Origin of the sequence: Bradyrhizobium murdochi (assembly GCF_000472965.1) — a bacterium.
Classification (GTDB): Bacteria; Pseudomonadota; Alphaproteobacteria; order Rhizobiales; family Xanthobacteraceae; genus Bradyrhizobium; species Bradyrhizobium murdochi.
In genome coordinates this window covers 48,991-61,238 of record NZ_AXAU01000026.1, presented here as the reverse complement: position 1 = coordinate 61,238, position 12,248 = coordinate 48,991, and the positions used below count along the sequence as shown (strand labels likewise).

The following is a 12,248-nucleotide window of genomic DNA, read 5'->3' as shown; positions in this document are numbered from 1 at the left end:
TTACTTGTCGAGCCATACGTTGGCGAGGTCCTGATTGAGGTAGTGGCTCGGACTGATCTTCCAGCCCTTCACGTAGGACCGGTGCGGGATGATCCGGTTCCACCACAGCGTGACGAACGAATGCCCCTGCTCATCGAGCACACGCTTCTCGAACTGCCGCATCAGCTTGCGCTGCTCGGCTTCGTCGGACGTGCGGTTCATCGCCTCGAACATCTTGTCGAGGTCGCGATCGATGTAGGCGCCGTAGCTTTCGTTGCCGATGTCCTCCGACAGGAACTTGCCGATGTCGAGCAGCGGGTTGATCACCGACTGGCAGTTGAAGTCCACCGTCACGTCGAAATCAGCCGACCTGAGCCGCGCGTAGAATGGACCGGTCGGCTCCATCTTTTGCTCGACCGTCACCCCGATCTGCCGCCACTGGTCGATCAGCCACGTGCCCACGATCGTATAGGGCTGGTCGACGGCGCGGTTGGACAACTCGAACTTCAGGCCCGGGACTCCGGCCTCCTGCAACAGCCGCTTGGCCTCGGCACGCGACTTGTTGATATCCGGCCAGAAGCCCGGAATCTGTTCGAGCTCCGCCTTCGTCGCCGCCAGCGGGTGACCCGGGAACACAACACCACCGACCGCCTTGACGATGGCGATGCGCGAAAGACTCTGCGATCCGCCCCAGCGATCGACCGCCAGCGTCAGCGCGCGGCGAACGCGGACATCGTCGAACGGCTTCTTCTTGTGGTTGGGGGTAAACAGCAGCACACAGTTCCAGTCACTCTCCTGAACCGTGATGTCCTTTCCGAGCGCGTTGACGAGGTCCTCGGTGCTCTTCGGCGGGAAGCCGCGGAATTGGATTGCGGCCCGGTCGCCGCGGATCGCTTGCACCTGCACCGCCTGCTTGTTGGAGAAGATCGCTTCGAAGCCGTCGAGGTAGGGCTGCCCGGGAACGTGGTAGTCCTTGTTGCGCTCGCCGCGCACGGAGGCGCCTGCCTCTCTTCCCGCGAACTTGAAGGGCCCTGACCCCATGACATTCTTCTCGTACCAGCGGATGTCCTGGTCGAGCTTTGCCTTCGAGTAGATGAAGTTGTAAGGCGTCGCCAGCGCCGGGATGAAGGCGCCCGATGGATACTTGAGTTTGAATACGACCGTGTGGTCGTCCGGCGCGCTCACGCTGTCGACCATGACGAAATAGGCTACGCGCGCGCTGGTCGTTCCCTCCGGTGGGAAGATGATCTTTTTGTATGATGCGACCACGTCCTGCGCCGTCAACGGCGTTCCGTCGTGGAATTTCACGCCCTGCTTGATCTTGAACGTGTAGGTCCTGCCCCCGTCGGTCGGAGTTGGCATTTCCGTGCACAGGTCGCACACGAAGTCCGTCGGTGAGGACGGATTTTCCGGATTGACCTTAATGAGCAGGCTATAAAACGGTGCAAAGGGATGGATCAGCGCGAACGTCGTCTCGCGGTGACCGTCCCAGCTCGGCGGCTCGTCGGGCACCACAAAGTTCAGGATCCCGCCTGTCTTGGGCGCAGCCTGACCCGGAGCTCCGGCGAAGCCGATGGCAACGGCCGCGCTGACCGCCATGATCGGCACGGCTCTGAGATATTTCGCAAGGTTCATGATCTTTCTCCCTCTGGAACACACTCCTCCTGGCTTTTTTGGGCCGGGCTTTACGCCCCTGGCCGGTCGCCCTTCTTACGGGGCTTTCATTCAAATTACGGAACAAGCCACCCAATGGCCGGGCCGCAGTTCCCTGAACTCCGGGACAATCTTCGCACAGCAGTCGACCGCAAGCGGGCAGCGCGGATGAAACACGCATCCCTTCGGCGGATTCATCGGACTCGGCACTTCGCCCTTCACGATCCGATGGGCGCGCGCCCTCTCCAAGTCAGGATCCGGTACCGGCACGGCCGCGAGAAGCGCCTGAGTATAGGGATGCAGAGGATTGCTGTACAATTCGTCGCAATCCGCCAGTTCGACGATCTTGCCGAGATACATGACTGCGACGCGATGACACAGGTGGCGAACGACGCTGAGGTCGTGCGCGATGAACAGATAGGTCAGTCCGAACTGCTCCCGCAGATCCTCCAGCAGATTGATGATCTGCGCCTGAATCGATACATCCAAGGCCGAGATCGCCTCGTCGCAGATGATGAATTCCGGACGCACCGATAGGGCGCGTGCGATGCCGACGCGCTGGCGCTGGCCGCCGCTCATCTCGTGGGGGTAGCGGTCGGCAAACTTGGGATCCAGGCCGCACAGGCGGAGCAATTCCGCGACCCGCGCATCGCGCGCTGCCTTGTTCGGCTCGGTCCCGTGCACCTTCATCGGCTCAGAGATGATCTCCCCGATCTTCATGCGCGGATTGAGGGAGCTGTAAGGATCCTGGAAGATGACCTGGATCTTCTGCCGCAGGGCTTGCATCGATTTCTGATCGAGATCGACCAGATTCTTGCCGTCGAACAGGATCTCGCCTCCGGTCGGGTGCTCGAGCCGCAGGATGCACCGACCAGTGGTGGTCTTGCCGCAACCCGACTCTCCGACCAGTCCGAGCGTCTCTCCTTTGCGGATGGTGAGGTTGATTCCGTCGACGGCCTTCACTCGAGCGACCTCTTTGGAGAAGAGAGCGCCCTCAATCACCGGAAAGTGCATTTTCAGGTCGCGAATAGTGACCAACTCCGGTGCCAGGGCGACGCGCCGTTCCGATTGGCGCCTATGCTCGAGCGCAACGTCCGGCACGACGGTCGATACCTGCACCGCCGCTTCTGCGCTCTGCCGTACCGCTCCGGTTGGTTCCATGGGGGTCATGACGACCTCGCCATCGATTTGGCAACGTTGTCCGCCTCAAAGCATGCCGCGAGATGATCGCCGCCATCGATCCGCTCCAAGGGAGGTGACTGACTCGCGCAGCGCGCAATGGCAAAGCCGCAGCGCGGATGGAACGAGCAGCCGGCGCCCAGGCGCGAAAGGTCGGGCGGCTGTCCCTCCACCGGATCGAGCCGAGCCCGGCGTGGCTGATCCATGCGCGGTACCGAACGCAGCAGCGCCAGCGTGTATGGATGGTGGGGATGGTGATAGATTTCGTGCGCGGTTCCGCTCTCGATGATCCTGCCCGCGTACATGACATTGACCCTGTCCGCATAGCGCGCGACGATACCAAGATTGTGGGTGATGATGATCAGCGCCACGCCCAGACGCTGCGTCAGATCTTTCATCAGCTCGAGAATCTGCGCCTGAACCGTCACGTCGAGCGCCGTTGTCGGTTCGTCGGCGATGATCAGCTTGGGCTCGCAGCACAAGGCCATAGCGATCATCACGCGTTGGCGCATGCCTCCGCTGAAGTGATGCGGATACTGCCTCAGTCGACGCGCCGGATCCGATATCCCCACCATGCCCAGCAGCTCGACCGCACGGGCGACCGCCTGGTCGTGGGTCATGTCGAGGTGCTGCTCCATGGTCTCGGTGAGCTGTCGCCCGATCGTCAGTACTGGATTGAGCGAGGTCATCGGCTCCTGAAACACCATGGCAATGTCCTTGCCTCGGACTTCCCGGATTTCCTCTTCGCTCAGCTTGAGAAGGTCTCTGTCCCGGAAGCGAATGCTGCCGCCGATGATGCGGCCTGGCGGATCGGCGACCAGCCGCAGGATCGAGAGCGCGCTGACGGACTTGCCGCATCCGGACTCGCCCACAATGGCGATCGTCTCGCCCTGATTGATATCAAGGCTGATGCCGTCGACGGCCTTGACCACACCGGCCGCCGAGAAGAAGTAGGTTTGCAAGCTGTCTATCTTGAGAAGCCTGGACACCTCGCGCCTCTCGTCATCGGTACTGTACGGACGGCCTTTCAGCCGCTTGACCTGACCCGCCTCCATTTACGCCTTGATCTTTCGAGTCTCTCGGTCGCAAGTCAAACCCAATCCTGTGGTACTGCGACAATTTAGACTAAGGTCTTGAATGCATCGGCGCGGCTGGCGGACCAGCCGCCATGCATCCTGGCCATCACTGACGCGACGCCGGAAGGCCGTCGATTGCCTGATCAAGGATGCTCTCTTGGCGTCATCCCGGTTGAGAATTGTTGCATTTGCGAACGATCAACCAGGGGGCGACGGCGTCGGATCGCCGGAGTGGTGGTTGTGCACCATTTACCCTGAGACGGCAGGCGGCGCCGATGGCTCAGAACGATCCCGCCACCGAGCCGAGCGCGATGACGGCAACGAGCGCGATGAGTGCGCCGACGATGCCGACCATGACGATGTCGCGATAGCTGTCCCGGTGCGTCGATCCGCAGACGGCGAGCAGCGTGACTACCGCGCCGTTATGCGGCAGGCTGTCGAGCGTACCCGAACTGATCACCGCCACGCGATGCAGCAGCGCGGGATCGAGTCCGATCTCCGCCGCGCGCGTCATATACGTCGCCCCGAGTGCGTCGAGCGCAATGGTCAGCCCGCCCGATGCCGACCCCGTGAGCGCGGCGAGCACGTTGGTCGCCACCGCGAGCGAAACCAGCGGTCCGCCGCCGATCCCGAGCACGGTGTCGCGTACGACATCAAAGGCGGGCATCGCCGCCACCACGGCGCCGAAGCCGACCAGGCTCGCAACGCTCAGGGCCGGCAGTACGGCGGCGTTGGCGCCGGCGTCCATGGTTGCACGCAGGGCCGGCAATCGCCGATGGCTGACGGCGAGAACCGTCACGATCGCACAGGCGAGGGCTGTGATGACAGCCCATACGCCGCCGACGGCTGCGAGCGACGTTTCGCCCCAGCGAGCTTCGGCCAGAAAGCGGGTGTCCAGTGCCGGCAAGATGAGCAGCGACATCGCGAGATTGATGATAATCACCACAGTGAGCGGCAGTGCGGCGAGTACAACTGACGGCGGAACGTCGGTCACCGCACCGTGTACGATCTCCGCCGGATCGAACTCCCGCGCGGTGGTGGCGCGTTCGCGCAGCTTTTCGTCGATGGCAAGACGGGCAGAAGGCATCGGCACGCCGTCGCCGAAGCCTTCGCCGTTTCTTTTTGAGTTGGCCACTTCGCGGTTGAGCCACCACAGGCCGAAGCCGAGCATGATCAACGATGCCAGAATGCCAAGGCCGGGCGCGGCGAATGGGGTGGTGCCGAAGAATGGCATCGGGATCGCGTTCTGGATCGATGGCGTGCCGGGCAACGCCGACATGGTGAAGGTGGAGGTGCCGAGCACGATTGCCGCCGGCATCAGCCGCCGCGGGATGCCGGCATTGCGAAACAGCTCGTGCGCCATCGGTGCGAGCACGAAGAAGGCGACAAACAGGCTGACGCCGCCATATGTGACGAGCGCTCCAGCGAGCACCACTGCGAGCACAGCCCGCCGCGTGCCCAGCCGCTGCGTCATGAAGGTCGCGATCGCGGCGACCGAGCCGCTGTCTTCCATCAGTTTGCCGAACAGGGCGCCGAGCAGGAACAGCGGAAAGAACTGGGCCAGAAAGCCTGCCGCGCTGACCATGAAGGTCTGGGTCCAGTGGGCCAGCAGCGGCTCGCGGGAAAACAGTGCGGCAACCAGCGCGGCAAGCGGCGCGAGCACCAACACGCTCCAGCCCCGATAGGCGAACAAGATCAAGAGGCCAAGGCCGATCAGGATGCCGAGAAGTCCCAACAGGGTCATCGCCCTCAGCACTCCGCAAGCAGTGCATCGAGATCGGCAGTGGAGCGCCGGCCGAGGTCGTCACCATGCGCCTTGAGGAATGCGTCGGCGCTCTTGCGTCCTTCTTCCTTGAGCAGTGAAACAAACTCCCATTCAGCGTTGAGCTTAGATGATGCGCCGAACTCCGTGAGCGCGTCGGTCATGATCCGGTGCGTACGCATTCCGGCCCAGCGCGCGCCCTCGCCGTGTCCGGGGTCCGCCACCTGGCGCAGCAGCGCGATCATGCGCAATTCCTTCATTAGCGGCGAGTTGAAGGAGATTTCGTTGAGGCGGTTGAGAATTTCGTTCGCCGTACGCGGCGGTTTCGGTCGTTCGCGCGGATTGATCTGCACCAGGATGGTGTCGTGAGCGTCGCTTTCGCGCACCAGCGGCGTAAGCGTCGGATTGCCGGCATAGCCGCCATCCCAATAGGGTTCGCCGTCGACCTCGATCGCCTGGAACATGGTCGGCAGACAAGCCGAGGCAAGCAGGACGTCGGCCGTGATCTCCGCATTGCGGAAGATGCGGCCGCGGCCGGTGCGCACGTTGGTCGCGGTGACGAACAGCCTGATTGATGCCCGGGCCAGTCGCTCGAAATCGATGCTTGCGGCGAGGATGGCACGCAGCGGGTTGAGGCCGAGCGGATTGAGATCATAAGGCGAAAGTACACGGGCCATCAGGTCCATGGCGACATAGGCGGGTGAGGTGTCGAGCGTCCAGCGGCCCATCAGCCGGTCGAGCGGCGAGCGCTGCAGCGGGCTGAACGTGGCAGCGCGCGACACGCCTCGCCAGAAGGCCGCGAGCGCCGCCCGCGCTCCATCGGCACCGCCTTGCGTCCACCCGTCGGCCACCAGGGCTGCATTCATTGCGCCCGCCGACGTGCCGGAGATTGCCTCGATCCGCAGCCACGGCTCCTCGATCAGCCGGTCCAGCACGCCCCAGGTGAAAGCGCCGTGGGAGCCTCCGCCTTGCAAAGCAAGATCCACCAGAACGGGTTCGCGCGCTGTTTCGTCCATCGTCACCCTCGTTGATCGGAGATGAAACGACACTCAATTCAGGACGCTCCGATACTTCCTCTCGACCTTTCGTAAGATCGGCGCAGTAGTGCGAACAGACTGCCACCCGTCGCCGCGCCCAGCAGGTAGGCGACGGCGACCAGCACAGCGAGCGGCACTTGGGCATTCAGGCCGAGGAAGGACATGGTGACGATCTCGAAGTTCTGCAGCGCGAAGATGATCGTTGCCGCGACGAACAGGATGATGACGGCAAGGTAGATCCAGCGCATGGGCGCCTCCTTTTCGTCGATCAAGGGACTGTGCTACAGCCCGCTAACCACACCTCAGCGAGCGCGGCGCAGGCCGAAGCCGAGCCCGATCCAACCAGCGCCGGCCATGATGAGATCGATGGCGAGGAACAGGCCGAGGATATAGAGACTCGAAACCGGCCAGCGCACCAGGATCAGCACGCCGAGCAGAAGCGTGATCACGCCGGATAGCGCGACCCAGATCCAGGGCATTTCTCGTTTCATGCTGAAAGCCAGCACGATCCGCGTGATGCCCGAGACCACCAGCGCTGCGCCGAGAACGAGGGTCAGTAGCACTGCCGCGAGCAACGGATTCTGGAACGTGACGAAGCCGGCGATGATGTAGAGCACGCCAAGCAGAGCCCAGAGCAGAAATTTGCCCCAGCTCTTGATCTGGAAGGCGCTAACCACCTCTGCGACGCCGGCGATGATCATCATCACGCCGACCACGAGGACGCTCACGACGGTGGCCATTGCGACGCTGCCGAGCGCGATAAACCCGGCGAGCAGATAGACGACGCCGAGTGCGACGATCCACCCCCACTTGGCGCGTAGCGGTGCCGTATCCGAACCGGCCTGAGGGCTCTTTACGGTGTCTGAAGTGCTGGTCATGACGGTCCTCCGATGCGAAAACCTATCCGACGTTAGTTTGTCGGCCCCTCGACGCTAGAGCGCACGGCGAGGGACGCTCGACAGGTGGATACTAGCGCAACTGCGCGTTGCGATCATCTGATTTCGATATCATCGGTCGTGATTTCGCCGTGCGAGGTCCTGCCGCGGCACGATGCTGGTCGCCTCGTTGGCGATTAGCAATACGCTAGATCAGCCGCATCCCCTTCAGGCTCGCGTGCCCATTCTTGCCGACGATGATGTGGTCGTGCACGGAAATGCCGAGCGGCTTTGCGATCTCGACGATCGCTTTGGTCATGTGGATATCGGCCTGCGACGGCGTCGGATCGCCGGACGGATGGTTGTGCACGAGGATCAGCGCGGTCGCCGATAGTTCGAGCGCCCGCTTGATCACCTCGCGGGGATAGACCGGGGTGTGGTCGACGGTGCCGGTCTGCTGCACCTCGTCGGCGATCAGTTGATTGCGCTTGTCAAGGAACAGCAGGCGAAACTGCTCCTTGTCGGCAAACGCCATGCCGCTCCGGCAATAATCGATCACGTCGTTCCAGGACGAGAGCGCAATCTTGCGCTTGATCTCGCCCTTCGCGACCCGGCTTGCCGCCGCGGCGAGCAGCTTGATCTGGTTCACCGAAGCCTCGCCGATGCCGTCGACCTCGCGCAGGCGCGCCACCGGCGCATGGATGACTTCGGCGAACGAGCCGAATTTTTTCAACAACGCTTTTGCCAGCGGCTTGGTGTCGCGCCGGGGCAGGGCCGGAAACAGCGCCATCTCCAGTAGCTCGTAGTCGCTCAGCGCCTCCGGCCCGGCCGCATAAAAGCGCTCGCGCAGGCGTTCGCGATGGCCGTGATAGTGCGGCGTCTCTGTGGATTGATCCGGGGGATTGCTGGTCCTGGCAGGCATCGGCCGTAACCATGCCGTGCCTGCGAGCTTTTGCAACTCTAAAGTGCGACAGCATCTGAAGAAAAGGCGCCGCACACATAGCGCGGCGCCTTCGTTTCGCTCCTTACCTGCGATCAGGCCTTCACGGCCGCGAATGCGTAGCCATTGCCGTCCTTTGTCAGCGTGCCGACATTCGGGAAGCCGAAGTGATAGCCGGCGATCATGCCCTTTTCCGCGATGACGCGGTCGAAGAACGCGCGCCGCGTGGCTTCCGCCTTCGGCCCGTCGGCGTCGAAGGACGAGAACCAGCCGGGATTGCGCACGAACAACTGGTGCATGCCGGTGACGTCGCTCTGGATGAACAACTGCTGCCCGCCCGAAGCGACCAGGAACGACATGTGGCCGACGGTGTGGCCGGGCGTGGCAATCGCCTTGACGCCGGGCGCGAGGTCGGCACCGTCGTTGTACTGCTTGATGTTCTTCCAGGTCGGGAAAGTTGCCTGGATTCGCTTGACGAGCGGCCGCATGTTCTCGGGCATCTTCTCGACCAGCGCCGGATCGGTCCAGAACTTGTACTCCACCTCGGGCATCAGGATTTCCGCATTCGGGAAAACCTGCGCGTTGGTTTCTTTCACCCACAGCCCGGAGATGTGATCGGGATGGAAATGCGAGATCACGACCGTTGAAACCGTCGCCGGATCAAGGCCAGCCGCCTTCATGTTGTCGGCGAGCTTGCCCACTGTCGCCGGGCCATTGCCGCCAAAACCGGTGTCGAACAGCACGACCTTGCCGCCAGTCCGGATCGCGGTGACAGTGAAGGGATTGTCGAACTTGTCCGGGTTGATGCCGGCAGCCGTCAGCGCCTTCTTGATGTCGTCAAGCGAGGCATTCTTGATCATTCCCTCAGTGGCGGCGCGCTCGACACTGCCCTCATGCAGGCTGAAGGCCTCGATGTCGCCGACCTTGAATTTGAGGCTGTCGGCGGCGCGCTGCGCATGTGCCGCCCCGATGAAAGAAACCGGCCCCCTCAGACCGAAAACCAGGGCCGCCGCTGTGCTCCCGAGAACCAGATCGCGCCGTGAAATCTCGAACATTGCTCTTGCTCCCATTGGTTGATCCCTTGCCTGCCAGAGGCTCTCGCTGCCGGAAGGCGCCCCGTGCCGAGTCCTACACCGGCGCGCCCGGCCTATTCCGCAAAGGTTAGGATTAGTTGACTGGCGGCAGGAAGGCGATGTCGTATTGAGAACGACTTGCAACAGGCCGCTTGGCAGCCTCGTTCAAGCAGTCGCGTCGTGCATCGCAACCAAAAAGTTGAGCCGACTGCGTTCGATGTAGCCGGGTTGGGCCGAAGCGGAATTTAGGCCGCCGCCAGCGGCTTCTCGCCGTTGCGCTCTGACAGCGTAAAAATTTCGACGCCGGTTGCGGTGACGCCGACCGAATGCTCGAATTGCGCCGAGAGCGAGCGATCGCGGGTCACGGCGGTCCAGCCGTCGGACAGGATTTTTACATGCGGCTTGCCGAGATTGATCATCGGCTCGATCGTGAAAAACATGCCGGGCTTGAGCATCACGCCTTCGCCGGGCCGGCCGATATGGATGATGTTGGGCTCGTCGTGGAACATGCGCCCGAGGCCATGGCCGCAGAAATCGCGCACCACGCTCATGCCCTGCGGCTCGACAAAACTCTGGATGGCATGGCCGATGTCGCCGGTGGTCGCGCCGGGTTTCACGGCGGCGATGCCGCGCATCATCGCCTCATAGGTGACTTCGATCAGTCGCTCGGCCTTGCGGGCGATCGGAGCAATCACATACATCCGGCTGGAATCGCCGTACCAGCCGTCGACGATGAAAGTGACATCGATATTGACGATGTCGCCTTCCTTCAGCGCGCGGTCGCCTGGCATGCCGTGGCAGACCACGTGATTGATCGAGGTGCAGGTCGAGTAGCGGTAACCGCGATACATCAGCGTCGCCGGATAGGCGCCCTGGCTGAAGGCGAAGTCGCGGACGAATTCGTCGATCCGCGAGGTCGGAACGCCCGCCTTGACGACGTCGGTGAGCTCGTCGAGGCATTTGGCCACCAGCGCGCCCGCCTTGCGCATGCCGGCGAAGCCGCTGGCGCCGTGCAGCTTGATCTGGCCGGTTTTTCGCAAGGAGGTGTCGGTGGCTTCGATATAGCTCATGGGCGGGTCATACTTCTGGAACGGAAAAAGGGCTGATTTTGAATGCCTAATTTAATGATCCAACCGGTCAGTGCAAGCCGAGGTTGGGCCACGGCGCGGCTTTAAAGGGCTTGCATCTAGCCGGAAACTTCCACCACGGGCTCGACCGGCAGCGCGCCGCCGCGGACGCGGATTTCGCGGACCGGATAGGGAACACGGATCCCCTCTCGCTTGAACGCGTCCCACAGCTCCAGCATCACGTCGCTCTTCACGTTGTCGAGGCCGTCAGGATCGGGCAGCCAGAAGGTCAGGGAGAACTTCATGCCGGCCTCGGCGAATTCGGTCAGGATGCAGTTCGGGGGCTTGTTCTTGATGGCCCGCGGCACGGCGCCGGCAATGTCGATGGCCAGCTTGCACACCGCCCGCGGGTCGGCGTCGTAATTGGTGCTGAACAGCACCTTCACCAGCGTGTTCTTGTCGGTATAGGTCCAGTTCACGACCTTCTGCGTCACCAGGTCCTCGTTCGGGATCAGGAACTCGCGGCCGTCGCCGGCGGCAACCGAGATGTAGCGCGTCTTCATCGTGCTGATGCGCCCGGTGTTGTCGCCAATGGTGACGAGATCGCCCGGCTTCACCGACTTGTCGACCAGGAGGATGATGCCGCTGATGAAGTTGGCGACGATCTTCTGCAGGCCGAGACCGATACCGACGCCAGCCGCGCCGGTAAACACCGCGAGCGCCGCGAGGTTGATACCGACCGCGCTCAGGGCCACCGCAATGGCAAATACCATCAGCGTGAACCGGACGATCTTGACGAGGAGAACCTGGATCGACGGCGTCAGATCGCCGGACCGGGTGATGCGGCCTTCCACGAAGTTGCTGGCGATGTTGGTCAGCCACAGCGCCACGATGAGGAGCGCGCCGAGCTTGATCAGGAGCAGCGGCGTCAACCTGAGATCGCCGAGCACGATCGAGACCGAGTCGAGCGCCTCGACCACCGGCTCGAGCTGGCCCAGAATGCTTAGGGCCACGACCAGCCAGGCCGAGATGGACACCAGCCGGACCACGAAGGTATTGCGGATCACCGAGGTGATGAGGTTGATGACCAGCCACGCGAAGGCGAGCTTGGCGGCAACCGCGAGCAGATAGCTGCGGCTCGGCCAGGTCGACGCGATCATGACCCAGCGCGTCAGCGTCATCAGAAGCGCGAACACCGCCGTCGATGTGCTGCCGACCAGCACGCGGACGAACAGCCGGAACGGCGCCGGCCAGCCCATTGCAACCGACGAAACGTCTATCCTGGAGCGCACGGCGGTGGCGCCGGCCCAGGCGATGCCTGCGGCCGTCAGGATCAGTCCCAGTTGCAGATAGAACCAGGGCGAGGTGACCTCCGCGCCGACCGAACGCGCCGTGTTGTGCAGGATCTCGATGATCTCTTTCAGGTCCATCGGAAAATTCTCGTTCGAGGCTCTGGCCCCATCAGACAAAGGTGATTCGCGAATAGCAGGCAGATTCTCACAGGCGACGTGCGGATGCCATCGACACGCTGCTACGGGGCATGGTCAGACCCGTAAATCGGGCACATTGCCGCGATCGCAGAAATGGGTTGGCGATCAAGTGTGGCA

Annotated in this window: 11 protein-coding genes; all 11 read right to left on the bottom strand. The window is 62.7% G+C overall.

The window, feature by feature from the left end:
* Positions 1-1,614: an ABC transporter substrate-binding protein gene (locus YUO_RS0132640; RefSeq protein ID WP_051379751.1), complete on the bottom strand. Its 1,614-nt coding sequence runs from the start codon at positions 1,612-1,614 to the stop codon at positions 1-3.
* 90 nt (positions 1,615-1,704) lie between these two features.
* A complete protein-coding gene (locus YUO_RS0132635) occupies positions 1,705-2,646 on the bottom strand; it encodes an ABC transporter ATP-binding protein (RefSeq protein WP_083754802.1) in 942 nt (313 codons plus the stop codon).
* 152 nt (positions 2,647-2,798) lie between these two features.
* Complete coding sequence (locus YUO_RS0132630) at positions 2,799-3,866, bottom strand: ABC transporter ATP-binding protein (RefSeq protein WP_198028132.1); 1,068 nt, start codon at positions 3,864-3,866, stop codon at positions 2,799-2,801.
* Between the two features lie 301 nt (positions 3,867-4,167).
* On the bottom strand, positions 4,168-5,622 hold the full coding sequence (locus tag YUO_RS0132625; protein WP_028351003.1) for a GntP family permease: 1,455 nt from the start codon (positions 5,620-5,622) through the stop codon (positions 4,168-4,170).
* A 14-nt stretch (positions 5,623-5,636) separates the two neighbouring features.
* Positions 5,637-6,665, bottom strand: a complete 1,029-nt coding sequence (locus tag YUO_RS0132620) for a patatin-like phospholipase family protein (protein ID WP_028351002.1) — start codon at positions 6,663-6,665, stop codon at positions 5,637-5,639.
* A 38-nt stretch (positions 6,666-6,703) separates the two neighbouring features.
* Positions 6,704-6,934, bottom strand: coding sequence for a LapA family protein (locus YUO_RS0132615; protein ID WP_028351001.1), 231 nt, complete (start codon positions 6,932-6,934; stop codon positions 6,704-6,706).
* Positions 6,935-6,988: 54 nt separating this feature from the next.
* Positions 6,989-7,564 (bottom strand): HdeD family acid-resistance protein, encoded by a 576-nt coding sequence (locus YUO_RS0132610; RefSeq protein ID WP_028351000.1) that lies wholly within the window; start codon positions 7,562-7,564, stop codon positions 6,989-6,991.
* Between the two features lie 205 nt (positions 7,565-7,769).
* Positions 7,770-8,483 carry a RadC family protein gene (gene radC / locus YUO_RS0132605; RefSeq protein WP_028350999.1) on the bottom strand — a complete coding sequence of 238 codons (714 nt, stop codon included), beginning with the start codon at positions 8,481-8,483 and terminating at the stop codon, positions 7,770-7,772.
* 113 nt (positions 8,484-8,596) lie between these two features.
* Positions 8,597-9,556: an MBL fold metallo-hydrolase gene (locus YUO_RS0132600; RefSeq protein ID WP_028350998.1), complete on the bottom strand. Its 960-nt coding sequence runs from the start codon at positions 9,554-9,556 to the stop codon at positions 8,597-8,599.
* A gap of 263 nt (positions 9,557-9,819) precedes the next feature.
* Positions 9,820-10,644 carry a type I methionyl aminopeptidase gene (gene map / locus YUO_RS0132595; protein WP_028350997.1) on the bottom strand — a complete coding sequence of 275 codons (825 nt, stop codon included), beginning with the start codon at positions 10,642-10,644 and terminating at the stop codon, positions 9,820-9,822.
* Between the two features lie 116 nt (positions 10,645-10,760).
* Positions 10,761-12,071 (bottom strand): mechanosensitive ion channel family protein, encoded by a 1,311-nt coding sequence (locus tag YUO_RS0132590; protein WP_028350996.1) that lies wholly within the window; start codon positions 12,069-12,071, stop codon positions 10,761-10,763.
* Positions 12,072-12,248: the final 177 nt, after the last annotated feature.